The following is a 26,655-nucleotide window of genomic DNA, read 5'->3' as shown; positions in this document are numbered from 1 at the left end:
GCTCCGTCGAGGAATCAAATCTCAAAGGGAACAATCGCCCGTGTCGGTCGGAATGGCTGCCCCCCGTGCTCCTTATTCCTGCGATCCCGATCGCAGCCGGGGCCGGCTGGTCGCCGAGCCGCCGTCGCGGACCCGCAGCCCGTTCCGCCGGGATTGCGACCGGGTGATCCATTCCACCGCCTTCCGCCGGCTGAAGCACAAGACCCAGGTGTTCGTCTTCCACGAGGGCGACCACTACCGCACCCGCCTGACCCATTCTTTGGAGGTGGCTCAGATCGCCCGCGCGCTCGCCCGCCAGTTCGGCCTCGACGAGGATCTCACCGAGACCCTGGCGCTGGCCCATGACCTCGGCCACCCGCCGTTCGGCCATGCCGGGGAGCGGGCGCTGAACCGCTGCATGGAAGCGCATGGCGGCTTCGACCACAATGCCCAGACATTGCGCATCGTCACGACCTTCGAGCAGCGCTATCCGGATTTCGATGGCCTCAACCTGACCTGGGAATCGCTCGAAGGCATCGTCAAGCACAACGGCCCGTTGCAGCAGCCGATCCCGAACGGAATCGCCGAGTTCAACGCCCGCTTCGATCTCGAGCTGTGGAGCTATGCCTCGCTCGAAGCCCAGATCGCGGCGCTCTCCGACGACATCGCCTATGACGCCCACGACATCGACGACGGCCTGCGCGCCGGCCTGTTCAGCGTCAACGACCTGCGCGACGTTCCGCTGCTCGCGGCGATGATCGAGGAGATCGATCGCCACTATCCCCGCCTCGACGATATCAGGCGCGGCGCGGAGCTGGTGCGGGAGCTGATCTCCTACCTGATCGCGGCGGTGGCCGCGGAAACCCAGCGCCGAATCGAGCGCGCGCAGCCGGTGTCGCCGCACGACGTGCGCCGGCACGCCGGGCCGCTGGTGGCGTTTCCGGCCGACGTCGCCGAGCACGAAGCCACGATCAAGCGGTTCCTCTGGCAGCACATGTATCGGCACGAGCGGGTGATGCGGGTGATGCGCGATGCCGAGCGCATCGTGGCCGACCTGTTCGGCCGCTATCAGGACGATTCCGCATCCCTGCCGCCCGGATGGCTGGAGGGATGCGACGGCGAGGGCGACCGCGCCCGCCGCATCGGCCATTTTATCGCCGGAATGACGGACCGTTTCGCCCTAACCGAGCACCACCGTCTTTTTGACTCGACCCCGGATTTGCGTTAGGCGGCCACATGCTCGAACAAGCTCCCAATCCTCATTTGTTCGCCGACGTGCTGGCCCGCGTGCACGCGATCTGCGCTGCGCTCGCCAAGGAAGGCAACTGGCCGGACGGCATCGATGTCTCGCGCTTGGTGGTCGAGCCGCCGCGCGATCCCACCCACGGCGACATGGCCACCAATGCCGCGATGGTGCTGGCCAAGGAGGCCAAGGCCAAGCCGCGCGATCTGGCCGAGCAGATCGCCGAGCGTCTCCGTGCCGACGCCCTGGTTGCCAAGGTCGACATCGCCGGGCCCGGCTTCATCAACCTCACTCTGCAGCCCGAGGTCTGGTCGCAGGCCCTGGCCAAGATTCTGCGCGAAGGCGCCGACTATGGCCGGGTCGCCCCGGTGCCGGGCGCGCCGAAGGTCAACGTCGAGTACGTCTCGGCCAACCCGACCGGACCGATGCATGTCGGCCATTGCCGTGGCGCCGTGTTCGGCGACGCGCTGTGCAGCCTGCTGCAGTTCGCCGGCCGCGACGTCACGCGCGAGTACTACATCAACGACGCCGGTGCCCAGGTCGACGTGCTCGCGCGTTCGGCCTTCCTGCGCTATCGCGAAGCGCTCGGCGAGGACATCGGCGCGATTCCCGAAGGGCTCTATCCCGGCGACTATCTGAAGCCGGTCGGGCAGGCGCTCGCGGCCGAGCATGGCGCCAAGCTGAAGGCGATGCCGGAGTCGGAGTGGCTTCCGATCGTACGTGCCAAGGCGATCGCAATGATGATGAGCGAGATCAAGGACGATCTCGCCGCGCTGAACATCCGGCACGACGTGTTCTTCTCGGAGCGGTCGCTGATCGATCAGGGCAACAACAAGGTCGCCGAGACGATCGATTTCCTGCGCCAGCGTGGCGACGTCTATCTGGGACGTCTGCCGCGGCCGAAAAGCGCGGCTGTCGAGGATTGGGAAGACCGCGAGCAGGAGCTGTTCCGCGCCACCGCCTATGGCGATGACGTCGATCGGCCGCTGATCAAGTCGGACGGCTCCTACACCTATTTCGCCTCCGATATCGCCAACCATCGGCACAAGTTCGAGCGCGGCTTTGCCGATCTGATCGACGTGTTCGGTGCCGATCATGGCGGCTACATCAAGCGCATGCAGGCGGCGGTGAAGGCGGTGACCGCCGCGCAGGCGACGCTCGACGTCAAGGTCGTGCAGATGGTCAAGCTGCTACGCAATGGCGAGCCGGTGAAGATGTCGAAGCGCTCAGGCGACTTCGTCACCCTGCGGGAAGTTGTTGATGAAGTTGGGCGCGATGCTGTCCGCTTCATGATGCTTTATCGCAAGAACGACGCCGTGCTCGATTTCGACCTCGCCAAGGTGATCGAGCAGTCGCGCGACAATCCCGTGTTCTATGTCCAGTATGGGCACGCTCGCGGGCATTCGATCTTCCGCAACGCTCGGGAGAGCCTTCCGGACCTGCCGGAGGAGGAGGGGGCGCGGCTCGCCTATCTGGGCCGGGCGAACCTGGAAAAACTGTCCGATCCGGCCGAACACGACCTCTTGAAACGCCTGGCGCTGTACCCACGTACGGTGGAGAGCGCGGCCGCAGCACACGAGCCGCACCGGATCGCCTTCTACCTCTATGAACTTGCAAGCGAATTTCACGCCCTCTGGACCCGGGGGCGGGATTTGCCCTATTTACGCTTCATTATCGATGATGATGCAGAATTGACCAAGGCACGTTTGGCCATGGTTCAGGGCGTCGTCTCGGTACTGGCGTCGGGACTTGCGATCTTGGGCGTTAATGCTCCTGATGCAATGCGCTGATTGGGGGAAACACGCGACTTCAGTTGGGGGCCTCAATCTGGCAGGGTCCGCCTTAGGACGCATGTGCGGATCACCCGCAGGGACGCTTCATTACGATGGCTGATCGTTACCAGGACAGACCCTTTCCCGCTGATGGTTTTGGCCGTGGTGGAAACCAGCAGGCCGATGCCGATCCGCTGGCGGAGCTTGCCCGCCTGATCGGACAGAATGACCCCTTCGCCGCATCCGGCCGCGCTACGCCCCAGGCCGCGCCACGCGCGCCTGCGCATCCGGCTGCCCCGGATCCTTCGGCCGGAATGCCCCCGGCTGGTCCTCCGACGTGGATGCAGCGGACCAATACGCCGCAGCCGGCAGCAGCCAATCCGTTCGCCGACATGGGTCAGCAGCAGGCGCCCCAGCCGCCGGCGTATCCGGCCGGTCTCCAGGATCCGCGCGGACGCGAGCCCGATTTTCCCCAGCAGGATTTCGCGCCGGCACCGCGCCAGCAGCAGGGCTATCCGAACGGCGAATTCGCGGACCAGCTCTCGAAGCTCGATTACAGCGTTGGCGAGTCGCGGCACCGCTTTGCCGAGAATGACGCCAATTACGACGACAACGAGCAGGATGCGTCGCGTTACGACGACGCGCTGTTTGGCCAGATGGGCGGCCAGCAGGGCTACCAGGGCGACAACGACTTCCAGGACGGCCAGTACGGCTATCAGGACGGTTACGAAGAGGGTGAGGAAGAGGAGAGGCCGCGGCGTCGCAGCGGGATGAGCACGGTCCTGGCGGTGTTGACGCTGGCCGTCGTCGGTACCGGCGGCGCCTATGGCTACAAGACCTACATCTCGTCCGGCCGCACCGGTGAGCCGCCGATCATCCGTGCCGACAATACGCCGACCAAGATCATGGCGCAGCAGGATCCTACGCCGAAGGTGCCGGATCGCCTGTTGGGCAACGACGGCGGCGAGCGGATGGTGTCCCGCGAGGAGACGCCGATGGACGTGAACGCGAACGCCCGCGGTGGCAATCCGCGCGTCGTGTTCCCGCAGCTCAATCAGAATGGCGCGCCGCCTCCGTCGGCCAGCATGACGCAAAGCGCAATGCCGTCGCAATTGGCGAACGCCAACGGCACGTTGCCGAACAGCGATCCGCGCCCGATCAAGACGCTGTCGGTGACCGGCGGCAATCAGCCGGGGGCTGATCCGGGTGGTGCGGCGATGGCCAATCCGCCTGCGACCAAGCCGATGAAAGGCAAGAAGTCGGCTGCCAACGCCAATGCGTCGGCCAATCCGCCGGCCGACAGTCCGATGTCGATCTCACCGCAGCCGGCCGCGCCTGCGACGGCGCCGGCGCGCATCGCGGCGGCGGTTCCGGTGACGGAACAGACGATGGGCGGCGCCACCGGAGGGTACCTCGTGTCGATCTCGTCGCAGGCCAGCGAGGCCGAGGCGATGACGTCGTACAAGGCCGTTCAGGACAAGTATGGCGCGGTGCTCGGCAAATACGAGCCGATCATCAAGCGGATGGATCTGGGCGACAAGGGCGGTGTCAAGTACCGCGCGGCCGTCGGCCCCTTCGCGACGAAGGAAGAGGCCAACAAGATGTGCGGAACGTTGAAAACCGCCGGCGGACAGTGTTTCCCGTTTAGCAACAATTAAGGCTCGCTTGACCGACCCCCAGGCGGGGTCTATGCGGCCCGCATGACCATGCGGGCTTTCATTACCGGCATCTCCGGCCCAGACCTCACCGAAGCCGAGCGCGCGTTCATCCGCGAAGCGAAGCCGTGGGGCTTCATCCTGTTCAAACGCAATGTCCAGTCACCCGCTCAAGTGACTGCACTCGTTCAGGAATTGCGCAATTGCGCTGGCAGCGCCGACGCCCCCGTCCTGATCGACCAGGAGGGCGGACGGGTGCAGAGGCTGGGTCCGCCGCACTGGCCGGTCTATCCCGCAGGCGCCGTCTTCGACCAGCTCTACGACATTGATTCGGCCGCAGGCCTGCGCGCCGCCTGGCTCAGCGCCCGCCTGATCGCCGACGATCTGAGCCAGCTGGGGATTACGGTCGACTGCCTGCCGCTGGCCGACGTCCCCGTCGCCGGCGCGGATGCCGTGATCGGGGATCGGGCCTATGGCACGGCGCCGGCCAAGGTGGCGGCGATTGCCCGGGCGGTGACGGAGGGGCTGGAGCAGGGCGGGGTGCTGCCGGTGCTCAAGCACATTCCAGGGCACGGCCGCGCTACCGCCGACAGTCACCTCCGGCTCCCGACGGTGGACACCCCGGAAACCGAGCTCGACGCCACCGATTTCGCGGCGTTCCGGCCGCTTGCAGACCTGCCGATGGCCATGACTGCACATGTTGTGTTTAGCGCGATCGACGCCGCCCATCCGGCCACGACTTCTGCGACAATGATCCAGCGGGTGATTCGCGAACGGATCGGGTTCCAGGGTTTGTTGATGAGTGATGACGTGTCCATGAACGCACTGGCCGGAACGATCGCCGAGCGCACGCGCGCGATCGTCGCTGCCGGCTGCGACATGGTCCTGCATTGCAATGGCAAGCTCGACGAAATGCAGGCCGTCGCGGCCGAGACGCCCGAACTGGCCGGCGAGGCTTTGATCCGCGCCGATCGCGCGCTGGCAGCGCGCAAACCCCCCGTGAGCTTCGATCGCAACGCTGCACGTGCCGAGCTCGACGCCCTGATCAACCGGCTGGGACCCGCGAGCGCATGACCGCTGAAATTCTGTCGTTTGAAACCGGCCGTCCCACGACGGAGCTGGCCGAAGCCGAACCGGCATTGGTCGTCGATGTCGAGGGCTATGAAGGCCCGCTCGACCTGCTGCTCGCGCTGGCGCGGCAGCAGAAGGTCGACCTCGCCAAGATCTCGATCCTGGCGCTCGCCGACCAGTATCTCCAGTTCATCGAAGCCGCGCGAAAAATCCGGCTGGAGCTTGCCGCCGACTATCTCGTGATGGCGGCCTGGCTCGCCTTTCTGAAGTCGCGCCTGCTGCTGCCGGAGCCGCCGGCCCAGGAAGGACCGAGCGCCGAGGAAATGGCGACTGCGCTCGCCAACCGGCTGCGCCGGCTGGAGGCGATCCGCGAGGCTGCCAACCGGCTGATGAACCGGCCACAGTTCCAGCGCGACGTGTTCCCGCGCGGCAATCCGGAGCAGATTGCCGAGGTCCGCCACCCCAAGTTTACCGCGACCCTGTTCGACCTGCTGTCGGCCTACGCCATTCAGCGGCAGTCGCGCGTCGTCACCTCGGTGCACATGGCCAAGCGCACCGTGTGGTCGCTTGCGGAGGCGCGTGCCTCGCTCGAACGCCTGGTCGGCATGACCGAGGTGTCGGACGACTGGGGATGTCTGGACGACTATCTGCTGGACTACGTCGTCGAGCCTGCCCAGAAGGCCACCGTCTTCGCGTCGAGCTTTGCCGCCGTGCTGGAGCTGGTCCGCGAAGGCAAGCTCGAGCTGAACCAGAAGCAGGCGTTCGCGCCGCTGTATTTTCGTAAGCGTCTACCGAACCAGTCCGGCGCCATGGCTGCGCCGGACTTGACGGTTGAGTAACGAAGAAGGAGACCCTGCCATGGCAAGCTTGGCGGAACTGCGCATGGAAGAGCCCGATGAGATCGTGGCAAGCGAGCCCGAGGTGCGCCCCGAAGAGTTGCGCATCCTCGAGGCTCTGCTGTTCGCCGCGGCCGAGCCGCTCGAGCAGGCCGCGCTTGCCAAGCGCATGCCTGACGGTGTCGACATCAAGGCCGCGCTGGCGCAGCTGCAGGCGGAGTACGCCACCCGCGGCGTCAACCTCGTGCGTGTCGCCAACAAATGGACCTTCCGCACCGCCGGCGATCTCGCCTGGCTGATGACGCGCGAGAGCACCGAGACGCGCAAGCTGTCGCGTGCGGCAATCGAGGTGCTGGCGATCGTGGCCTATCACCAGCCGGTGACCCGCGCCGAGATCGAAGAGATCCGCGGCGTCGTGACATCGAAGGGCACGCTGGACGTCCTGCTGGAGACCGGCTGGATCAAGCCGCGCGGTCGCCGCAAGACTCCGGGGCGGCCGCTGACCTTCGGTACAACTGATTCCTTCCTGACCCAGTTCAGCCTTGAGACGCTGGGCGATCTGCCCGGTCTGGAAGAGTTGAAGGGCACCGGCCTGTTGGATTCGCGGCTGCCCACCGGCTTCACTGTGCCGACGCCGTCCGACGACCCGACGCTTCGCGAGGACGAGGAGCCGCTGGATCCGGGCGATCTCGATCTGGCGCTCGCGCCGGCGGTCGAGGCCGAGCCAGGCGACGCCGAAGCCGCGGAGGCGGAGGCGGAGACGTCCGAGGCGGAAGCCGCAGTCGTTGCCACCGGTGTCGTCGAAACGTTGGCCGATGGTGGAGAGGCGGGCGTAGCACAGGCCGACGCTGCGATTCCGGACGACGACGCCTCGTCGCAGGTTGCTGTCGGCGATCTGGAGCTTTCGCCTTCGGGCGCGGACGCCGAAATCGCCGAGGCGGGCCTCGAGGCCGCAGAGCTCGACGTCGAGGAACTCGAAACCGAGGAACTCGAGGTTGAGGAGCTCGCGGTCGAGCAGGAGGACGAAGCCGTCGCGGAGTTGGTTGATGCTTCGGCCGAGGATGCGACCGAGGCTGAGGTCGATGAAGAGGCCGAGGTCGAGCCGGAAGCGGGCGACCGCGATACCGACGAGGACGAGGCGTCGCACCGCGGCGATTAGCGGCCCGGGCGCCGTTAACACTCGCGTTATTACGTAGGTCCGCCCGCGATTTGGCGGACCTTAAGTGCTTGTTTTTGGGGGCGCTGACGCCTACCTTCCGGCCAGATCGGGCTCTCCGCGCGCCGCTTTCGGCTGATTGCCGCCTTGGTTCAGGTTGCTGTTTCGCAATCGAATGCTAGAAGCGAAGTGTCGCGGGCAAGTCCATGGATATGGCGCGGTTTCGGCGGTAGCGTCGACGGCAGTCGCAGGACGGCTGCACTTGTGTTTGGAGGGTTGCAGGATGGGTTCGCTTAGCATTTGGCACTGGATCGTCGTGATCGGCGTCGTCCTGCTGTTGTTCGGGCGCGGCAAGATCTCCGACCTGATGGGCGACGTCGCGCAGGGCATCAAGGCCTTCAAGAAGGGCATGCAGGACGACGACAAGGCGCCGGAGAAGACCGAGCCGGTCAAGTCGATCGACCATGGCGCGACGCCCTCGGCCACCCGCACGGATGTCGGCAGCAAGGCCGTTTGATCTGCGCTAAAGCGGCGCGGGCGGCGCGCGCTCCCGCAAGCACGAAACCTGCTCGGACGCGTTGGGCAGGGCGGGATCAAAGGCGTCGTCGCGTAGGCGGATTGGTACATGTTCGATATCGGCTGGAGTGAGCTGCTCGTGATTGGGGTCGTCGCGCTCATTGCGATCGGCCCCAAGGAGCTTCCCGGCGTCCTGCGCATGGTCGGGCAGTGGATGGGCAAGGCCCGCCGCATGGCCTCCGAATTCCAGGGCCAGTTTCAGGAAGCCATGCGCGAGGCCGAGATGGCCGACCTCAAGAAGAGCTTTGACGAGGTCAAGGAGGCTGCGACCGGCTTCTCCCCGTCTGGCATGATGTCGTCGCTGCAGCGCGACGTCGACAAGGCCCTGGACATCGAGGGCGTGGACAAGCCTGCCGAGCCGGCTGCGCCTGCGTCGGACACGGTTGCCGTGTCGCCCGAGCCCGTCGTGATCCCCACCACCCCCGAGCCGGCGCGCGCCGAGACCTTCGTGGAAGCCGAGACGCATCAGGCCGTCGGCGAGCCGCTGGCCATCGTGCGCGAGATCAAGCCCGAGCAGCCGGCCGAAGCGCCGGCCGAGGCGGAGCGTCTGAAGGACGCCAAAGCGTCATGAGTGCCGAGGATATCGAGGCCAGCAAGGCCCCGTTGATGGATCACCTGATCGAGCTGCGGTCGCGGCTGATCAAGGCGCTGCTCGGCTTCGGCTTGGCCTTCATCTTCTGCTTCCTGTTCGCCAAGCAGATCTACAACATCCTGGTGCTGCCGTTCGTGTGGGTGGCCGGGCCGGAGAACAGCAAGTTCATCTACACGCAGCTGCTCGAATATTTCATCACGCAGCTCAAGCTTGCAATGTTCGGCGCCGGCTTCTTGTCGTTTCCGATCATCGCGACGCAGATCTACATGTTCGTGGCGCCTGGCCTCTACCGCCACGAGCGCAATGCGTTTCTGCCCTATCTGATCGCGACCCCCGTGTTCTTCGTCCTCGGCGCCATGCTGGTCTATTTCGCGGTGTGGCCGATGATCGTGCGCTTCTCGCTCGGCATGCAGCAGCTCGGCGGTCCCGAGACGGCGCAGATCGCGCTGATGCCCAAGGTCGGCGAGTATCTGTCGCTGATGATGTCGCTGATCTTCGCCTTCGGCATCGCCTTTCAGCTCCCGGTGATCCTGACCCTCCTCGGCCGGATCGGCATCGTCACCTCGAAGATGCTGAAGGAGAAGCGGCGCTATTTCATCGTGATCGCCTTCATCATCGCGGCCGTGCTGACCCCGCCCGACGTGCTCAGCCAGGCCTCGTTGGCGCTGCCGCTGATGGCGCTCTACGAGGGGGCGATCATCGCGGTCGGCATCGTCGAGAAGCAGGCGGCGGCCAAATCCGGTTCGGGCACGTCGTCGGGCTCGGGCAATCTGCCGGCCAATCCTTCGGAATAAGGCGATCAGGGCGACCGGGACCGTCCGGGGCCCTGTTCCCATCGGCGGCCATTCGCGGTAGTGCAGGCGCGCCCGCGGCTGCCGCGGCGACTCGCCTCCCCTGTCTTTTCGTTCCTAGGACCGAACGACCATGCACGACATCAAATCGATCCGCGACAATCCGCAAGGTTTCGATGCGGCGCTGACGCGCCGGGGTCTGTCGCCGCTGTCGTCGCAGCTGCTCGCCATCGACGAGCGGCGGCGGGCGGCGATCCTGGCGTCGGAGCAGGCGCAGGCCCGCCGCAACGCCGCCTCCAAGGAAATCGGCGAGGCCAAGAAGGCCAAGGACGACGCGCGCGCGTCGGCGCTGATGGAGGAGGTCGCCAAGCTCAAGACGACGATGCCGGAGCTCGAGGCGGCTGCGAAGCAGGCCGACGATGAACTGGCGCGTGAGCTCTCGGCGATTCCCAACCTGCCGCTCGACGAAGTTCCCGACGGCAAGGACGAGCACGACAATGTCGAGCGCCACTTGTTCGGCGCGAGGCGCAACTACGCGTTTGCGCCGAAGCCGCATGACGACATTGGTGCTGGCCTCGGCACGATGGACTTCGAGTCGGCGGCGAAGCTGTCGGGCGCGCGGTTCGTGGTTCTCAAGAAGGGGCTGGCGCGGCTGGAGCGTGCGCTCGGGCAATTCATGCTCGACCTGCACACGACGGAGCACGGCTACACCGAGATCAATCCGCCCCTGCTGGTGCGCAACGACGTCATGTTCGGCACGGGTCAGTTGCCGAAATTCGAGGACGACCAGTTCTGGGCGGTGAAGGGCGAACTGCTCGTCTCTCCCGATGATCGGCTGAAGACCGAGCGGCTCGGCCTGATCCCGACCGCGGAGGTCGCGCTCACCAATCTCGTGCGCGAATCGATCGTCGACGAGAAGGAGCTGCCGATGCGGCTCACGGCGTTGACGCCGTGTTTTCGGGCAGAAGCCGGGGCGGCGGGACGCGACACCCGCGGCATGATCCGCCAGCATCAGTTCACCAAGGTCGAGCTGGTGTCGATCACGACGCCGGAGACCAGCAAGGACGAGCATGAGCGCATGCTCTCCTGCGCCGAGGAGGTGCTGCGCCGGCTCGATCTGCATTACCGCGTCATCACGCTGTGCACCGGCGACATGGGCTTCTCGTCGCAGAAGACCTACGACATCGAGGTCTGGATGCCCGGGCAGGGCGATGGCGGCGCGTTCCGCGAGATCTCGAGCTGTTCGGTGTGCGGCGACTTCCAGGCCCGCCGCATGGATGCGCGCTATCGCGCCAGCGATGGCAAGCCGCGCTTCGTGCACACATTGAACGGCTCCGGCACGGCAGTGGGCCGCGCGCTGATCGCGGTCATGGAGACCTATCAGCAGGCCGACGGCTCGATCGCAGTGCCCGACGCGCTGCAGTCCTACATGGGCGGGCTCAAGGTCGTTGCCGCGGAGCCATAGCGCCGCGGCAAATGTCATCGGCGGCGGTCGTCACCTTGCGCGGCGACCGCGGCACCGTATCCTCGGGTCTGTTCAGCAATCGCTCTCTCAGACACCGGCACCATGGCCCTGCATCGGGACATCTTCTGGATTGGACGGCAATGGGCGGTCACCGCCGCCGGCATCCAGGCCATCGACCAGCGCCTGAAGGGCACGTTCGACATCGATCGCACGAGGGTGTGGAGCGACGGTCTCTCCAAGCCGCTGCTCGGTCAGCCCTGGTTCAACGCTGCCGATTTCGACAAGGCGCTGAGCGTTGCGCGAGGACGGTTTCCGGCGGAGCCCGAACAGCCGCCGCCCGCCTGTCCTGCGGCCTCCGAGGACTCTGCCACGTCCCCCAGCTCGCTCGAACTCGGCACGCAGGGCCAGCTCGCGCGGTTCCTGCCGCAGTGGCGAATCCGCAATTGAAGCGGCCGATCGAGGCGCGGAGCGGCGGGTTTGCCTCGGTGCTGCGCAGCGGATAAGACACCCGGAAATCGGATCGAACGGGAAGATGGGCATGCGGATTCTCTGCACCAATGACGACGGGATTCACGCTCCGGGCCTGAAGGTGATCGAGGAGATCGCGCGCGCTCTGTCCGACGACGTCTGGATCGTGGCTCCCGAGCTCGACCAGTCCGGCGTGTCGCATTCGCTGTCGCTCAACGATCCGCTGCGGCTGCGCGAGGTCGGTCCGCGGCACTTCGCCGTGCGGGGAACGCCGACTGACTGCGTCATCATGGGCGCCCGCCACATCCTGGGGACCAAGCTGCCCGATGTCGTGCTGTCGGGCGTCAACAAGGGACGCAACGTCGCCGAGGACGTGGTCTATTCCGGTACCATCGCCGGCGCGCTCGAAGGGACGATCCTGGGGCTGCCGTCATTCGCGCTGTCGCAGGAGTTCAGCATCGCCACGCGCGACAAGCCGTCCTGGGACACCGCGCTCAAATTCGCACCCGAGATCGTGCGCAAGGTGCTGGCCGCCGGGGTGCCGAAGAACACCGTGATCAACGTCAACTTCCCGTCCTGCACGCCGGATGAGGTCCGCGGCATCGTCGTGACGCGGCAGGGCAAGCGCAATCTCGGCTTCCTGAAGGTCGATGAACGCCGCGACGGCCGCGGCAATCCCTATTTCTGGATTGGGTTCGATCGCGCTGCGGCGCTGGATGTGCCCGACGAGGGCACGGATCTCGCGGCCCTGGCGGCCCACTATGTGTCGGTCACGCCGCTGCGCCTGGACCGCACCGACGAGAGTTTTTCGGGGAAGCTCGGCGAGATCCTCGGCTAGGACTTCCGTCTCTAGACTAGCCTTGTGAACTAGCCTTCTGAACTAGCCTTGCGGCTCCGCGCTCCGCAAGGCGTGGTCGATCGCCTTGCTCAGCGTCTCCAGCTGAAATGGTTTCTGCAGGGCAGGCCGATCGCGATACTCCTCCGGCAGCCCTGACGAGCCGTAGCCGGTTGCGAAGATGAAGGGGCGGTTGCGGGCCTTGATCACATCGGCCACCGGCGAGATCACCTTGCCGTTGACGTTGACGTCGAGGATCGCGACGTCGAAATAGGTGCTCTCGGCCAGCCGCATCGCCTCGCCGATCTCTCCGGCCTCGGCGGCGACGGTGTAGCCGAGCTCTTCGAGCATATCGGCCACCATCATCCTGATCATGACTTCGTCTTCAACCAGAAACACGGAGCCGCGCGGCGGCCGCGGTGCAGTCATGATGTCAGTCCTTGCCCAATACGCGACTTCGACGCTCGCAAATAACGGCTTACCGCGCAACGTCAACAGCGCCGTTCTGGTGTGTCAGCGCCTGGCGGCGCGGGCAAAATCGCCCGCAAAGTAAACGAGTTCGACGTCCGCTGGTTCCTGGCGAGGAGCGAATTTCTGTGACTACCTGCGGTCTGGCCGCCATCGCGACCGCGGCCTAGCCAATATTCGCTGCGAAAGGTGCTGAGGATGCTCTAGATTGGATCGAGGTGAACCACCCGAAACGGCGCAATGCCCCCGACCGCTCCGCCCGAGAAAATGATGTTTCAGCTGACCCTGCGCCGCCGCGGGATCAGTGACCAGGCGGTGCTGCGCGCGATGGAGGAGGTGCCGCGGGAAGAGTTCGTGCTTCCGGCCGATCGCCCCGACGCCTACCGTGACAGCGCCATGGCGATCGCCTGCGGCCAGACCATCAGCCAGCCCTTCGTCGTCGCCTACATGACCGAGCAGCTCAAGCTGCAGAAGACCCACCGCGTGCTGGAGATCGGCACCGGCTCGGGTTACCAGGCGGCGATCCTGTCCCGGCTGGCGGCCAACGTCCTGACCGTCGAGCGTTTCCGGACCCTGGCCGACAAGGCGCGGAAGCGGCTGGAGAAGCTCGACTGCTTCAACGTGGAGGTGATGCTGGGCGATGGCTACGCGCTGCCGCCCGGGATCGGCCAGTTCGACCGCATCATCGTCACGGCTGCGATGGACCAGATCCCCCAGAGCCTGCTCGACCTTCTTCAGCCGGACGGTATCCTGATCGCACCGGTCGGGCCCCATCACGGGGTGCAGACGCTCGTCAGGATCACCAGGAGCGGCGATCGCTTCGATCGCAAGGAGCTCGTGGACGTGCGTTTTGTGCCGGCAATTCCGGGGATTGCGCGTGAACTTTGAGGCACCGGATCAGCAGGCCCGACAACGCTTTATTTGCGGCTTAAGCGCTTATTTACCGCGGCTGTGTTTACTCGAATTCGTTGTTTGTTGCGTACGAGTGAGTAACCATGCCCGCTACCGTCGAGTTGCTTCGCTCGCGCCGCCTGCCGCAGGTTGCGGCGCTGGCGCTGATGTCTTTCGGCGTCGCCGGCTGCAGCGCCGACATGTCGACGCGGCTGTCGCAGACGCAAAATCCATTCTCCAATCCCTTCGCCTCCGAGTCCACCGGCTCGGTGCAGGCGCAGCCGCCCCGGCAGCAGCAGCAGTATAGCCAATCCTACACGCCTGCCGCGCCGGCGCCGGCCTATTCGTCCTCCGCGCTGCCGCCGCCCGCGGTCGGCGCGCCGCAATCCTATGCGTCCGGCGGTGGCGCCGGCGGCATGTCCGGGGGCGGGCGTGGCGTGGCGTCCTACGCGCCGCCAGCCCCGGTGCCGGCCCCACAGGCCTATGCACCACCGGCGACCCACGCCTATGCTCCGCCGGCCCAGCCCCAGCTGGAGACCACCGGCGCGGTGCCGCCGCGCTCCGTGGCCGCCGCGCGTCCGGCAGGCGGCACGAAGATTATCGTCGGCACCAGCGATACGCTCGACATCATCGCCAAGCGCTATCACGTGAGCCCGGCGGAGATCCTGGCTGCCAATGGCTACAAGGGGCCGCGCGCCTTGTCGCCGGGCCAGCAGCTGATCATTCCGCAGCCCGGCGCGGTTGCCGCCGCGCCTCCGGTTGCTGCGCCGCCGCCGGCGCCAAAGCCCGTTGTCGCGGTGGCACCCGCCGCGCCGTCGACCATCCACTTCGTCAATCGCGGCGACACTCTCGCCAGCATCGCGCGCCAGAACCACATGACGGCTGCCGAGCTCGCCCGCGCCAACAATCTCGATCAGGCTTCCCCCCTGAAGCTCGGTGCCAGGCTGACCGTCCCTGGCAAGGCTGCAGGGGTTGCTGCGCCTGTGGTTCCGGTCGCAACCGTTCCCCAGGCGGTTGCGACCGTGCCCGCGCCAGCGCCGACGACGCGGGTGGCAGCCGCAGGCCCGGTCCAGAGCGCTCGTCTGGCCCAGGCCAATCCGGCGCCTGAGAAAGAAGAAGAGCCGGCGCGTCCGGCCGAGACCACGAGCTCGCTGCCGACCTTCCGCTGGCCGGCGCGGGGCAAGGTGATCACGAGCTATGGTGCCAAGACCAATGGCAAGGCCAATGACGGCATCAACATCGCCGTGCCCGAAGGCACGCCGGTGAAGGCCGCCGAAGATGGCGTCGTGGCCTATGCCGGCAACGAGCTGAAGGGCTACGGCAACCTCGTCCTTGTCAGGCATTCGAACGGCTTCGTCACCGCCTATGCTCACGCCAGTGAGCTGATGGTGAAGCGTGGCGATCCGATCAAGCGCGGCCAGGTCATCGCCAAATCCGGCCAGTCGGGCGAGGTGGGATCGCCGCAGCTGCACTTCGAGATCCGCAAGGGCTCGTCGCCGGTCGACCCGCTGCAATTCCTCAATGGGGCGTAAGACCTAGAGCCTTAGCGTCGTCTACACGGGGCTCGCCTTTGGCGAGCCCTTTTCGTTTTCGAGACCGGATATCGCCACAAGTGTCATTGCGAGCGCAGCGAAGCAATCCAGGGCCGAGCAAGGACTCTGGATTGCTTCGCTAAGCTCGCAATGACGGCGTCTGAGGCTGGCTCAACGCCACATGCTGCTGTCATGTCCGAAGGCCTGGCTAAGCCCGCCGTTACTTCGCGCTCAGCCGCACGCCGAGGCGGCCGGCCAGATCCTGCGTGAACTGCCAGGCGACGCGGCCGGAGCGCGAGCCGCGCGTGGTGGCCCATTCCAGCGCCTCGCGCTCCAGCGCGTCCTCGGCCACCGCGATACCGAAATGGCTGCAATAGCCTTTGACCATCGCGAGGTATTCGTCCTGACTGCAGCGGTGGAAGCCGAGCCAAAGGCCGAAGCGGTCGGACAGCGAGACCTTCTCCTCGACCGCTTCGCCCGGATTGATCGCGGTCGAGCGCTCGTTCTCGATCATGTCGCGCGCCAGCAGATGGCGGCGATTCGAGGTGGCGTAGAGGATGACGTTTTCGGGCCGGCCCTCGATGCCGCCTTCGAGCACGGCCTTCAGCGACTTGTAGGACGCATCATTGCCGTCGAACGACAGGTCGTCGCAGAACACGATGAAGTGGAAGGGGGCCGCGCGCAGGATGTCCATCAGCGCCGGCAGGCTCTCGATGTCCTCGCGGTGAATCTCGATCAGCTTCAGGCGGTCGGCCGGCTTGCGTGCGACGTTGATGCTGGCATGGGCGGCCTTGACCAGTGATGACTTGCCCATGCCGCGCGCGCCCCACAACAACGCGTTGTTGGCGGGCAGACCGTTGGCAAAGCGCTCGGTGTTCTCGATCAGGATGTCGCGCATCCGATCGATGCCCTTCAGCAGGTCGATCTCGACGCGGCTGACGCGCGGCACCGTCGACAGCCGGCCGTTCGGATGCCAGACGAAGGCATCGGCGGCACTGAGGTCAACAGCCGGTGTCGCACCCGCGTGGGTTGCCGCCAGATGCGCCGCAATCGCTTCCAACGCCCTTGCGATCCGCTCGCGCGTGTCGTCCGGGGCCGGCCCTGCGGGACGTTTTGCCGCGACCGCGGCCGGCTTTTGCACGGCGGATTTTGCTCCCTTGGTCCGGGGCCTGAACACGGTTTTGGCGGGGCTGCGGGAGGGGGCTTTGGCTGGTTTTTTCGACATGCTGCAAGTTCCTGATGGGGCAGCCATATCGGGCCGCGGCTGCGGCCGCAAGCGGGGTGAAATGGTGGGGCCGGGCGCCTTGCTATTGGGACCGCTGCCGCTATATTCCGCGCGAAATTCGCAAAGAGGCCGGCCCGCGCCGAGAGAAGCGTGGTTCGCCGGCTATTTCCGTATCACCGGGCGCTGGCCCACGAGGATCGACTGCATGCTGATTACCCCTGCCTATGCCCAGGCCGCCGGCGCTGGCGATACCAACAGCATGCTGATGTCGCTGCTGCCGTTCGCGCTGATCTTCGTGATCATGTACTTCCTGATCCTGCGGCCGCAGCAGAAGAAGGTCAAAGAGCACGCCGACCTCGTCAAGAACGTCCGCCGCGGCGACACGATCGTGACCCAGGGCGGTCTGGTCGGCAAGGTCACCAAGGTCGTCGACGACGACCAGGTCGAGTTCGAGATCGCCGACGGCATCCGCGTCCGCCAGATGCGCCAGATGATCACGGGCGTCCGCACCAAGGGCGAGCCCGCCAAGGCTGACGCCAAGGACGACAAGAAGGACGAGAAGGCGGCCAGCTGATCGCTGCCCGGCCGGCGCGATGCCGGCCTTCGTCTGACCTGATGTTCTGATTTTTCGGGCCGGCTTTCGGCCTTACGGACACCTCTCATGTTGTATTTCACGCGGTGGAAGGCGCTGGGCATCATCCTCACGGCGCTCGTGGTGTGCCTGTGCGCCGTGCCCAACTTCTTCCCTGAAGCCACCGTCAAGACCTGGCCGGCCTGGGCGCAGCGTCACATCGTTCTGGGTCTCGATCTGCAGGGTGGCTCGCATCTGCTGCTCGAAGTCGACTCCAACTACGTCAAGAAGGAACGGCTCGATTCCGTGCGCGACGACGTGCGCCGGACGCTTCGCGATGCCAAGATCGGCTACACCGGACTGGTGACCAAGGGTGATGGCGTCGAGGTCCGCATCACCAAGGATACCGACGTTCCGACCGCGCTGTCCAAGCTGCGCGACTTGTCGCAGCCGCTCGGCGGCCTGCTGGGGTCCAGCGGCCAGCGCAGTCTCGAAGTCAGCGACGCCGGCAACAGCCTGATCCAGCTGACGATCCCGCAGGCTGCGATCATCGAGCGCATCCGTCAGACCATTGAGCAGTCGATCCAGATCGTCGAGCGCCGCATCAACGAGCTCGGCACCGTCGAGCCGGTGATCCAGCGCCAGGGCACCGACCGCATCCTCGTGCAGGTGCCGGGATTGCAGGATCCGACTCAGCTGAAGAACCTGCTTGGCCGGACCGCCAAGATGGAATTCCGGATGGTCGACACCACGGTGTCGCCCGAGCAGGCGTTGCAGGGCCGGGTGCCGCCGGACTCCGAAGTGCTGCAGAGCGCGTCGCCGCCCAATCAGCCCTATGTCGTGAAGAAGCAGGTGCTGGTCGCCGGCGGCGATCTGTCGGATGCACAGACCGGCTTCGATCAGCGCACCAACGAGCCGATCGTCACCTTCCGCTTCAATTCGGCCGGCTCGCGCAAGTTCGCGCAGGCCACCACCGAGAATGTCGGCCAGCCCTTCGCCATTGTGCTCGACAACAAGGTGATCTCGGCGCCCGTCATTCGCGAGCCCATCACCGGCGGTTCGGGCCAGATCTCCGGCAATTTTACCGTGCAGTCCGCCAACGAGCTGGCGATCCTGCTGCGCGCCGGCGCGCTGCCGGCTCCGCTCAAGGTCATCGAGGAGCGCACCGTCGGCCCCGGGCTCGGCGCGGACTCAATCGCCAAGGGCGAGCTCGCCTCCTATGTCGGCTCGATTCTGGTCATCGTGTTCATGCTGGTGACCTATCGGCTGTTCGGCGTGTTCGCGAACATCGCCGTGATGGTCAACGTCGCGATGATCTTCGGCGTGCTCTCGCTCCTGAATGCCACGCTGACGCTGCCCGGTATCGCCGGCATCGTGCTGACGGTCGGCATCGCCGTGGACTCGAACGTGCTGATCTATGAGCGCATCCGCGAGGAGCTGCGCGGCGGCCGCAACGCGATCTCGGCGATCGATGCCGGTTTCAAGCGCGCGCTCGCGACCATCCTCGATTCCAACATCACCACCTTCATCGCCGCCGCCGTGCTGTTCTACATTGGCACCGGCCCGGTCCGCGGCTTTGCCGTGACACTCGGCATCGGCATTCTCACCACGGTCTTTACCGCCTTCACGCTGACCCGTCTGATCGTCGCGTGGTGGGTGCGGTGGAAGCGGCCGCAAAGCGTGCCAATCTAGGAGCTATCGTGACACACTGGGTTCTCATCGGGCTTGGCATCCTGATCGCGGTGCTGACGGTGGTCAGCGCGCTCGGCCTGCTGCCGTCGCTGCGCATCGTTCCCGACGACACGCATTTCGACTTCACGCAGTTCCGCCGCATCAGCTTTCCAATCTCCGCGGCTCTGTCGATCCTCGCGATCGTGCTGTTCTTCACCCACGGCCTGAACCTCGGCATCGACTTCCGCGGCGGCAGCCTGCTGGAAGTGCGGGCCAAGTCGGGCACCGCCGACATCGCCGGGATGCGCGCGACGCTGTCGACGCTCGGCCTCGGCGAGGTGCAGCTGCAGCAGTTCGGTGCTGATACTGATGCATCGGTTCTGATCCGTATCGCCGAGCAGCCTGGCGGTGATGCCGCGCAGCAGGAGGCTGCCAACAAGGTGAAGGCGGCAATCGGTGATTCCGTCGAGTATCGCCGAATTGAGGTCGTCGGTCCGCGTGTCTCCGGTGAGTTCCTGGCCGTAGGCCTCCTTGGCCTAATGCTCGCGATCGTCTCGATCCTGATCTATCTCTGGTTCCGGTTCGAGTGGCAGTTTGCGCTCGGCGCCATGATTGCTAACGTCCACGACATCGTGCTGACCATCGGCTTCATGTCGATCAGCCAGGTCGATTTCGATCTGACCAGCATTGCGGCGCTGCTGACGATTCTCGGCTACTCGCTCAACGATACCGTCGTCATCTACGACCGTATCCGCGAGATGCTGCGGCGGTACAAGAAAATGCCGATGCCGCAGCTGCTCAACGAATCGATCAACTCGACGCTGTCGCGCTCGATCATCACCCACGTCACGGTGACGCTGGCGCTGCTCGCGCTGCTCTTGTTCGGCGGCCCGGCCATTCACAGCTTCACCGCTGTCATGATGTTCGGCGTCGTGCTAGTCGGCACCTACACCTCGATCTTCATCGCGTCTCCGATCCTGATCTATCTTGGTGTGCACTCGGTCCGCGCCGAGACGCAGGACGAGAAGCCGGCGACGAAGAAGACTCCGTGATTCGAAGGAAGCTTGCCTTTGGATCATATCCGGAGGCAGCAGGTTGATCTCGGACATGGCCACTGCGAACGATACACCGCATTTCCCGCGGTCCGCGCCAATCGACGGCTATGGCAAAGGCGGCTTCGCCTTCGCCGACATGTCGCATCGCGGCTCGCTGCTGTGCCTGCCAGATTCGATCTGGGCCTGGGACGTGACTCAGCCGAGCCAGATCGATCGCCATTCGTTACAGCGCGTGTTCGATGCGGCGAACAAAATCGACACGCTCATCGTCGGCACCGGCACCGAGGTGTGGATGCCCCCGGCGCCGCTGCGGGCGGCCCTGCGCGGCGTGGGCGTCGTGCTCGATGCGATGCAGACCGGGCCGGCGATCCGCACCTACAACGTCATGATCGGCGAGCGGCGGCGGGTTGCTGCGGCGCTCATTGCCGTGCCATGAGCGAGACCAGCGCAAGCGACGCCGCGTTCTGTGCAGGCCTCGTCCGCGAGCATGATTTCGACCGCTACGCCTCGACGCTGTTCGTTGCGCCCGAGATTCGGCGCGCGCTGCTGTCGCTGTACGCGTTCAACGTCGAGGTGACGCGCATCCGTGATCTGGTGTCGCAGCCCTTGCCGGGTGAAGTTCGCCTGCAATGGTGGCACGATGCGCTGAGCGGCCTGGCGCATGGCGGCGTGGAGGGCAATCCCGTTGCTGCCGAGTTGCTGTCGACCGTGCAACGCTTCGGCCTTCCGGTCGAGCGGCTGACGCGGTTGATCGACGAACATCAGTTCGACCTCTACAACGATCCGATGCCGACCATGGCCGCGCTGGACGCCTATCTCAGCGACACCAGCGGCGCGCTGTTCGGACTGGCCGCACGGCTCGTTGCCGGCAGCTTCGAGACCGTCGATCATCTTGCCCACCACGCCGGAGTCGCACTTGGCCTGATGCAGTTGATCTCGTCGCTGCCGCGTGATGCCGCGCATCGGCAGCTGTACATTCCGCTCGAGCTGCTCGCGCGCCACGGCGTCGTCGGGCAGGAGGAGATGTTTGCCGGCAAGGTGACGCCGGCCATCCAGCAGATGCTGGCCGACCTGCGCGGGCAGGCCAGGCAGCATCTCGATCACACGCTGGAGCTTGCGCGCGAGGCGCCGCCGGCAGTCCGGCCGGCGCTGCTGCCGCTTGCGCTGGTGCGGCGCGACCTGGCGCAGGCCGATCGCCGCGCCGGTGATCCCTTTCAACCAGCCGCCCGGTCGCGTCTGGCAACGTTGTGGACGCTGTGGCGCGCGGCGAGATCGGCAAGCTTTCGGTCGCGTTGAAACCTCGCGTGCTATGCGCTCGAGATGGCATTCCAGAGCGGCGGACTGTGCAGGAGCCTCGGCATCTCCTGCGCCTCGTGCCGGTGAATGGTGCAGCGCGTGTCCCACACGACGAGATCACCGGGCCGGCACATGTGGGTCCAACGGAACTCGGGCAGCTCGGCAAGCTGCCAGAGATCGTCGAGCAATGCATCCGACTCGTCCTGCTCCAGGCCCACGACATAGGACTGCCGGCGCTGGCCGAGCGAGAGCATCGGCCTTCCTGTATCGGGATGATTGCCGACCAGCGGATGCACGGGTCCCGCAACGATGGTGCGACGGCCGTCATCGGACATGTCGGTCGCGAGCTGCCGAAGCTTCAGATGCGCAACGCGGCTGCGCAGCGCCGGTGACATCGCGTCATAGGCGGCGAAGAGGCTGCAGAACGACAGCCTGTCGCCGAACATGGTTCCTGGCGACGTGTACAGAAGATCAGCATGGCCGAAGCGACGGCTGAAGGCGGCGAGGTCGCGCTCGCTGAGGCGCTGGCCGCGCACGAGCAGAACCTGGTGCTTGAGCAGCGCGCGCATGAAGGAGGCGAACGCCCAATCGTCGAACGATCCGAGATCGACGTTGCAGACTTCGGCGCCGAGCGCCTTTCCCGTGGGATTGACCTGGATGAGGCTGCTTTCAGCGCTTCGAGCAACGTTGCTTCTGAGACTCACTTGCGTCATCTCCCAAGTTTCACCAGCACTGCAAATCAACCACTGTAATTTGTCGGGGTTGTTTCGGCTCGGAGGCAATTCGCGGAAGGATCGCGGCACGATCTGCCGATTGTCGGCACACTCTGCCGCTCTGAGTCAGAAATGGGACTCTTCAAGGCGATGTGGAGAGAAATATTCAGCAACCTGCGAGTCGATCGCAGGCAGTATGGCGCGCGAATGGGCGCGCGTCATGCTCCGGCGAATCACTGCGGCCGTTGTGCTCCCTTGATCTGAGTCCTGTGCATGATTCGCCTGCTATGATCATCGAACGGATCGCGTCGATGCATGGTGGAACGGTTGTCCCAGATGACGAGATCGCCGACCTTCCACACATGTTCCCAGGCGTATTCAGGACGCGCGACATAGGTCCAGAGTTCGTCGAGCAGCGCTTCCGATTCAGCGAGCGCAAGTCCGATGAGATACGCGTTGCGCCGGCGGCCGAGATACAGCATCTGCCGGCCGGACTCGGGATGCGTGCAGACCAGCGGATGGATCACGCCCGGTGATGTGCGCGGATCATCCGTCGGTGTCACGCCCTGGCGCACGAAGCCACCGCTGTTGTAGGTGCCGTCGTGCTTGATCTTGAGATCTGCGATCCGACGCTTCAAGTCGGCAGGAAGCGCGTCATAGACGGCGTACATGCTGCAGAACGACGTGTTGCCACCCACCGGAGGAATTTCCAGCGCATAGAGCGCGCTCGCGATCGGTGGCGTGTCGAGATACGACATGTCGGTGTGCCACACCGCTTCGCCCGCACCGAGGCTACCGATCGCCTCGCCATTCACCTTCACGTTCGACACGATGTAGATCTCGGGCAGGCCGTCGACGAAGCGGCGGCCGTTCTCCTGGATCGGCGCGAAGTCGAGATCACCGAAGCGGCGGCTGAAGGCGATCAGATCCTGGTCGGAGAGAGTCTGTCCACGAACCAGCAGCACCGAATGGTCGTGGAAGGCGCCGAGCAGGGCCGCGAACCCCGCATCGTCGAGATTCCGGAGATCGACGTTGCGGATCTCGGCGCCGAGCTGCGCTCCGGTCGGAACGATCTCGAGCGATGATGACGGAGAGGCCGGGTGCAGGCGGGTCTCGACGTTCATGGCTAGATCCTTCCCTTGCGATGCACCGACGATAGCGCGTGCGCTCTGCGAAGTCTCGTCCGCTCAGGTCGACGGCAGCTTCAGGTCCGCCTCGAAATTGAACCGGTCACGCAGGTTCTTGCGTGAATCCAGGATGTCCTTGAGGAACGCACGATCGCTGTCGCTCGTGAGCATCGGCTCGATCAGGTCGATCTGGTTCATCGCCACCAGCTGCAACAGCTCGGTACGCGGCTTGCCGCCGGCGTCGCGTGGCAGCGCGTGGACCACCTGGATATGCTCCGGCGGTTTCGGCCCCTTGGCAGAGGTCAGTTCGTCCTGCAATTGATTCTCAAGCGCAGGCTGGTCAGCCTCGACGAAGGCATAGAGTCCCACGCCCGAGCGCCGATCGGCGAAGGCGACGATCGCGGCGTCACGCACCGCAGGATTCCTGCGGATCATGTCCATCAGCACCGGTGCATCATTGACCAAGCGCCGCCCGCCGCCCTCGCGGTCGGTAAAGTTGAAGATGCCGCGGGTGATCGCGCGATACACCTTCTTGCCCGTCATCAGCCAGATCCGTGCGAACAGCGACTTGCGCGCCAAGATCTTGCGCTCCTTCGGCGTCAGCGCCTCGGGCGCGTAGCTGCGCTTGTGCTTGAGGAGGTGGCGCAGGTCTTCGTACGCAGCGATCCGGAACAGCCGGCTGCGGCGCGAGAAGCACGCGGCGAGCTGGAAGTCGGTCACGTAGCAATGGCCGTCATGGCCGACCAGCCAGTTCTGCTCCTTGGCGAGGTCGTTGTGCGTGATCCCGGCGCGATGCAGCCGGCGCATCATCTGCTTGGCGGAGCGGAAATAGGCGACGTTGCCGTGCGGCTTCGCAAGATGCAGCGCCACGCCGTTGATGAAGCCGCGGACAAGCGCGCGATCTCCCGCCCACAACAGGTCGGGACCGGCATTCAGCCCATTGGCGCGCGTCAGCGCCTTGCGTTCCCTGGCGAACAGATGGCGTGCCAGCACGAATGACCACCACGGCACCTCGTCGAGCCGGCGCAGCACGGCATCGACCTCGCCGGCCTCGCTCCTGAAGCGGCCGCGCTCGACGGTCGAGAACACGTCGCGCTTGAGCAGCACGCCCTCGCTCCAGCGCGCCGCTAGCAGGGCTGAGTCGGTCTTCGGCAAACTCATCGCACTCTCACGCAGCGGCCGCGACACGCAGATGTTCGGCGATCCAGCGGTCGAGATCCGCCAGCGCGCGGGCGCTCATCGCCTGCTTCTTGGCGACCGTCTTCTCGTTGCCCTTGAGTCGCGTGCCGTCCGGCTTTCTGGTCGGAGCCACCGTCAACGGCGGGAACAGGCCGAAATTGATGTTCATCGGCTGGAACGAGCGCGTCGCGCCGTCGATCGTCTCGATATGTCCGCCGGTGATGTGGCCGAGCAGGGCGCCGAGCGCTGTCGTAAGCGGCGGCGGCGACAAGCTCGCGCCGCGAGCCTCGGCTGCCGCGTACAAGCCCGCGATCAGGCCAATGCTCGCCGACTCCACATAGCCTTCGCACCCCGTCATCTGACCGGCAAAGCGCAGCCGTGGTTGCGCGCGCAGGCGCAGCTGCGGGTCGAGCAGTTTTGGCGAGTTGAGGAAGGTGTTGCGATGCAGGCCGCCGAGCCGCGCGAACTCCGCATTCTCGAGGCCGGGAATGGTGCGGAAGATCTGCTGCTGCGGTCCGTACTTCAGCTTCGTCTGGAAGCCGACCATGTTGTAGAGCGTGCCGAGCTTGTTGTCCTGGCGCAGCTGGACGATGGCGTAGGACTTCACGGTCGGGTTGTGCGGGTTGGTCAGGCCGACCGGCTTCATCGGGCCATGACGCAAGGTCTCGTGGCCGCGCTCGGCCATGACTTCGATCGGCAGGCAGCCGTCGAAATAGGGCGTGTTGGTCTCCCACTCCTTGAAGTCGGTCTTCTCGCCAGCGAGCAGCGCCGCGACGAAGGCGTCGTATTGCTCTTTGGTCATCGGGCAGTTGATGTAGTCCGCACCAGTGCCGCCCGGACCGACCTTGTCATAGCGCGACTGGAACCACGCTTGCGACATGTCGATCGTGTCCTTGTGCACGATCGGCGCGATGGCGTCGAAAAAGGCAAGCGCGCTCTCATCGGTGAGGCCGCGGATTGCCTCCGCGAGCGGCTGCGAGGTGAGGGGACCGGTCGCAATGATGACGTTGCTCCAGTCCGCAGGCGGAAGGCCGGTGAGCTCGCCACGGCTCAGGGCGATGCGCGGATGGCTTTCCAGCGCCGCCGCGACCGCTGCCGAGAATCCATCGCGATCGACCGCGAGCGCTCCGCCGGCAGGCACCTGATTGGCATCGGCCGCGCGCATGATCAGCGAGCCGAGCCGGCGCATCTCCGCATGGAGAAGGCCGACGGCATTGTTGGCCGCATCGTCGGAGCGGAACGAGTTCGAGCAGACCAGCTCTGCCGGTGTCGCGGTCCGGTGGGCCTCCGTCATGCGGTCCGGCCGCATCTCGTGCAGCACCACATCGAGGCCCGCCTCGGCGAGTTGCCAAGCGGCCTCGGAGCCAGCGAGTCCGGCCCCGATCACGTGGACGGTATGAGGTGATTTGGTCCCTGTCATCGCGGGACAGGTAGCGCTTTTCGTCAGCGCTGCAAATGCGCGAGTGGGCCCGCGTGCGAGAAACCGGGCCGCTGTGTCGCCGGCGAGGCCCAGATGCGGCAACGCCCGCAGCGAGGCGGGCGATGTCCGGTAGAAATCGGAAGCAGGCTGATCAGCCGTTGTAGTGACCGGCAGCAACGCGCGGAATGTCCGACCGATCGAGACCGATGTCGGCGAGTTCGCGATCGCTGAGCTGCGACAGCTCGGCAACGTTGCGCTGATACTCACGGAACGCGTGAACCATGCGGATGAGCGAGAGCAACATGAGAAATCTCCTTCAATTCGCGATTCAGTTCTTACTGGAACCTCATCGTTGAAATGAACATAGAAGGGATTGTTGCGATGCGGAAGCGTGAATGTTGCGATGCAGCTAAACCTGACGCGCATAGCTCGGGTAACGCTTGAGTAAGAATCGAGCGCACGAGCCCATGCCTTGGGCGATCTCGTAACAGTCCGTAATGATGCGGGATTTTGTATCGGCGCATTTGGACAACAAATGAAGCTCTCGTCCCGCTCGGCGTGATTTGCGGAAAGGGAGGGATAAGCAACGGCGAGAAGAGCGTCGTACGAATGCATGGGTCCACGGACCTGATTTATAATTCATTCTTTCAATTCGCCGTGCGTAACGTCGGTCCCTCGATCACGCGCTGCTCGCGGGGATTTCATTCGTGATCCGCTCTGGTTATGCGACAAATTGTCGCGGTGTTGGGCAATGATGCCGACGCCGACGCACCAGCGAGGAAAGAACAATGACAACCAAATTGTTGGGAGCCGCACTCGTCACCGTGGCCATTTTCGCATTCGGGCCGGCTCAGGCGGCGCGGATGCATGGCGCCGGCTGCAGCGGGGCCAATCTTGAAAAGACCGAGACGGCGGTCGAGGCCATGGCCGACGGTGATGCCCGTTGGGAGGCCCAGAAGCAGGTCGCCGCGGCGCAGGACGCGCTGCTCGCCGGCAGGATGGGCGCCTGCAGCATGCACCTGACCAAGGCGATGCACGTCGGGATGATGAAGTAACCGCATCTCAGGC

General features: G+C 65.3%; 27 protein-coding genes. 20 read left to right on the top strand and 7 right to left on the bottom strand.

The window, feature by feature from the left end; genetic code table 11:
- Positions 1-40: 40 nt before the first annotated feature.
- The 12 genes from ACQR07_RS33115 (at position 41) to surE (ending at position 12,442) form a co-directional block, all read left to right on the top strand.
- The gene (locus tag ACQR07_RS33115) at positions 41-1,207 is read left to right on the top strand and encodes a deoxyguanosinetriphosphate triphosphohydrolase (protein ID WP_434906251.1); all 1,167 of its coding nucleotides are present in this window, start codon (positions 41-43) and stop codon (positions 1,205-1,207) included.
- Between the two features lie 8 nt (positions 1,208-1,215).
- The gene (gene argS, locus ACQR07_RS33110; RefSeq protein ID WP_434906250.1) at positions 1,216-3,012 is read left to right on the top strand and encodes an arginine--tRNA ligase; all 1,797 of its coding nucleotides are present in this window, start codon (positions 1,216-1,218) and stop codon (positions 3,010-3,012) included.
- Positions 3,013-3,107: 95 nt separating this feature from the next.
- Entirely contained in the window at positions 3,108-4,652 is a 1,545-nt protein-coding gene (locus tag ACQR07_RS33105; RefSeq protein ID WP_434906249.1) for an SPOR domain-containing protein, read from the top strand.
- A 42-nt stretch (positions 4,653-4,694) separates the two neighbouring features.
- On the top strand, positions 4,695-5,723 hold the full coding sequence (gene nagZ, locus ACQR07_RS33100) for a beta-N-acetylhexosaminidase (protein WP_434906248.1): 1,029 nt from the start codon (positions 4,695-4,697) through the stop codon (positions 5,721-5,723).
- Positions 5,720-6,559 (top strand): segregation and condensation protein A, encoded by an 840-nt coding sequence (locus ACQR07_RS33095; RefSeq protein WP_434906247.1) that lies wholly within the window; start codon positions 5,720-5,722, stop codon positions 6,557-6,559. Before nagZ ends, ACQR07_RS33095 begins: the two co-directional genes overlap by 4 nt.
- 19 nt (positions 6,560-6,578) lie before the next feature.
- Entirely contained in the window at positions 6,579-7,715 is a 1,137-nt protein-coding gene (gene scpB / locus ACQR07_RS33090; RefSeq protein ID WP_434906246.1) for an SMC-Scp complex subunit ScpB, read from the top strand.
- A 280-nt stretch (positions 7,716-7,995) separates the two neighbouring features.
- Positions 7,996-8,229 (top strand): twin-arginine translocase TatA/TatE family subunit, encoded by a 234-nt coding sequence (locus tag ACQR07_RS33085; RefSeq protein ID WP_434870616.1) that lies wholly within the window; start codon positions 7,996-7,998, stop codon positions 8,227-8,229.
- A 108-nt stretch (positions 8,230-8,337) separates the two neighbouring features.
- Positions 8,338-8,859 carry a Sec-independent protein translocase protein TatB gene (gene tatB, locus ACQR07_RS33080; protein WP_434906245.1) on the top strand — a complete coding sequence of 174 codons (522 nt, stop codon included), beginning with the start codon at positions 8,338-8,340 and terminating at the stop codon, positions 8,857-8,859.
- Complete coding sequence (tatC, locus tag ACQR07_RS33075) at positions 8,856-9,674, top strand: twin-arginine translocase subunit TatC (protein ID WP_434906244.1); 819 nt, start codon at positions 8,856-8,858, stop codon at positions 9,672-9,674. The genes tatB and tatC overlap by 4 nt, the downstream gene beginning before the upstream one ends.
- Before the next feature lie 130 nt (positions 9,675-9,804).
- Positions 9,805-11,136 (top strand): serine--tRNA ligase, encoded by a 1,332-nt coding sequence (gene serS, locus ACQR07_RS33070; protein WP_434906243.1) that lies wholly within the window; start codon positions 9,805-9,807, stop codon positions 11,134-11,136.
- Between the two features lie 102 nt (positions 11,137-11,238).
- Positions 11,239-11,583 (top strand): hypothetical protein, encoded by a 345-nt coding sequence (locus ACQR07_RS33065; protein WP_434906242.1) that lies wholly within the window; start codon positions 11,239-11,241, stop codon positions 11,581-11,583.
- Between the two features lie 91 nt (positions 11,584-11,674).
- The gene (gene surE, locus ACQR07_RS33060) at positions 11,675-12,442 is read left to right on the top strand and encodes a 5'/3'-nucleotidase SurE (protein WP_434906241.1); all 768 of its coding nucleotides are present in this window, start codon (positions 11,675-11,677) and stop codon (positions 12,440-12,442) included.
- A gap of 42 nt (positions 12,443-12,484) precedes the next feature.
- Here the strand turns inward: surE and ACQR07_RS33055 are convergent, their stop codons facing one another.
- A complete protein-coding gene (locus tag ACQR07_RS33055) occupies positions 12,485-12,868 on the bottom strand; it encodes a response regulator (protein ID WP_434906240.1) in 384 nt (127 codons plus the stop codon).
- Positions 12,869-13,147: 279 nt separating this feature from the next.
- Between ACQR07_RS33055 and ACQR07_RS33050 the strand changes: the two genes are divergently transcribed.
- Both ACQR07_RS33050 and ACQR07_RS33045 read left to right on the top strand, forming a co-directional pair.
- Positions 13,148-13,795: a protein-L-isoaspartate(D-aspartate) O-methyltransferase gene (locus tag ACQR07_RS33050; protein ID WP_434906239.1), complete on the top strand. Its 648-nt coding sequence runs from the start codon at positions 13,148-13,150 to the stop codon at positions 13,793-13,795.
- Positions 13,796-13,902: 107 nt separating this feature from the next.
- A complete protein-coding gene (locus ACQR07_RS33045) occupies positions 13,903-15,330 on the top strand; it encodes a peptidoglycan DD-metalloendopeptidase family protein (RefSeq protein WP_434906238.1) in 1,428 nt (475 codons plus the stop codon).
- A gap of 220 nt (positions 15,331-15,550) precedes the next feature.
- Here the strand turns inward: ACQR07_RS33045 and ACQR07_RS33040 are convergent, their stop codons facing one another.
- The gene (locus ACQR07_RS33040; protein ID WP_434906237.1) at positions 15,551-16,555 is read right to left on the bottom strand and encodes a DUF815 domain-containing protein; all 1,005 of its coding nucleotides are present in this window, start codon (positions 16,553-16,555) and stop codon (positions 15,551-15,553) included.
- Positions 16,556-16,760: 205 nt separating this feature from the next.
- Here ACQR07_RS33040 and yajC point away from each other — a divergent pair, with 205 nt between their 5' ends.
- From yajC to ACQR07_RS33015, 5 genes are all read left to right on the top strand, one after another.
- Positions 16,761-17,129, top strand: a complete 369-nt coding sequence (gene yajC, locus ACQR07_RS33035; RefSeq protein WP_172108587.1) for a preprotein translocase subunit YajC — start codon at positions 16,761-16,763, stop codon at positions 17,127-17,129.
- A gap of 87 nt (positions 17,130-17,216) precedes the next feature.
- The gene (gene secD / locus ACQR07_RS33030) at positions 17,217-18,818 is read left to right on the top strand and encodes a protein translocase subunit SecD (RefSeq protein ID WP_434906236.1); all 1,602 of its coding nucleotides are present in this window, start codon (positions 17,217-17,219) and stop codon (positions 18,816-18,818) included.
- Between the two features lie 8 nt (positions 18,819-18,826).
- Positions 18,827-19,849 (top strand): protein translocase subunit SecF, encoded by a 1,023-nt coding sequence (secF, locus tag ACQR07_RS33025; RefSeq protein WP_434906235.1) that lies wholly within the window; start codon positions 18,827-18,829, stop codon positions 19,847-19,849.
- 55 nt (positions 19,850-19,904) lie between these two features.
- Positions 19,905-20,288, top strand: a complete 384-nt coding sequence (locus tag ACQR07_RS33020) for an Mth938-like domain-containing protein (RefSeq protein WP_434906234.1) — start codon at positions 19,905-19,907, stop codon at positions 20,286-20,288.
- The gene (locus tag ACQR07_RS33015) at positions 20,285-21,148 is read left to right on the top strand and encodes a phytoene/squalene synthase family protein (protein ID WP_434906233.1); all 864 of its coding nucleotides are present in this window, start codon (positions 20,285-20,287) and stop codon (positions 21,146-21,148) included. The genes ACQR07_RS33020 and ACQR07_RS33015 overlap by 4 nt, the downstream gene beginning before the upstream one ends.
- 11 nt (positions 21,149-21,159) lie before the next feature.
- Here ACQR07_RS33015 and ACQR07_RS33010 read toward each other — a convergent pair whose 3' ends face one another.
- The 5 genes from ACQR07_RS33010 to ACQR07_RS32990 all read right to left on the bottom strand — a co-directional run bounded on the left by ACQR07_RS33010 (position 21,160) and on the right by ACQR07_RS32990 (position 25,891).
- A complete protein-coding gene (locus ACQR07_RS33010; protein WP_434906232.1) occupies positions 21,160-21,852 on the bottom strand; it encodes a TauD/TfdA dioxygenase family protein in 693 nt (230 codons plus the stop codon).
- Positions 21,853-22,094: 242 nt separating this feature from the next.
- Entirely contained in the window at positions 22,095-22,985 is an 891-nt protein-coding gene (locus ACQR07_RS33005) for a TauD/TfdA dioxygenase family protein (protein ID WP_434906231.1), read from the bottom strand.
- A 63-nt stretch (positions 22,986-23,048) separates the two neighbouring features.
- On the bottom strand, positions 23,049-24,149 hold the full coding sequence (locus tag ACQR07_RS33000) for a serine/threonine protein kinase (protein WP_434906230.1): 1,101 nt from the start codon (positions 24,147-24,149) through the stop codon (positions 23,049-23,051).
- Positions 24,150-24,156: 7 nt separating this feature from the next.
- Positions 24,157-25,587 carry a methylenetetrahydrofolate--tRNA-(uracil(54)-C(5))-methyltransferase (FADH(2)-oxidizing) TrmFO gene (gene trmFO, locus ACQR07_RS32995; RefSeq protein ID WP_434906229.1) on the bottom strand — a complete coding sequence of 477 codons (1,431 nt, stop codon included), beginning with the start codon at positions 25,585-25,587 and terminating at the stop codon, positions 24,157-24,159.
- Positions 25,588-25,738: 151 nt separating this feature from the next.
- The gene (locus ACQR07_RS32990; protein WP_434870634.1) at positions 25,739-25,891 is read right to left on the bottom strand and encodes a DUF1127 domain-containing protein; all 153 of its coding nucleotides are present in this window, start codon (positions 25,889-25,891) and stop codon (positions 25,739-25,741) included.
- 484 nt (positions 25,892-26,375) lie between these two features.
- Between ACQR07_RS32990 and ACQR07_RS32985 the strand changes: the two genes are divergently transcribed.
- Positions 26,376-26,642 carry a hypothetical protein gene (locus ACQR07_RS32985; RefSeq protein WP_434906228.1) on the top strand — a complete coding sequence of 89 codons (267 nt, stop codon included), beginning with the start codon at positions 26,376-26,378 and terminating at the stop codon, positions 26,640-26,642.
- Positions 26,643-26,655 lie beyond the last annotated feature (13 nt).

Source organism: Bradyrhizobium sp. HKCCYLS20291 (assembly GCF_051167715.1).
In the GTDB taxonomy this organism is placed as follows: Bacteria; Pseudomonadota; Alphaproteobacteria; order Rhizobiales; family Xanthobacteraceae; genus Bradyrhizobium.
The sequence above is the reverse complement of the archived record's forward strand: the minus strand, read 5'-3'. Positions and strand labels throughout refer to the sequence as shown.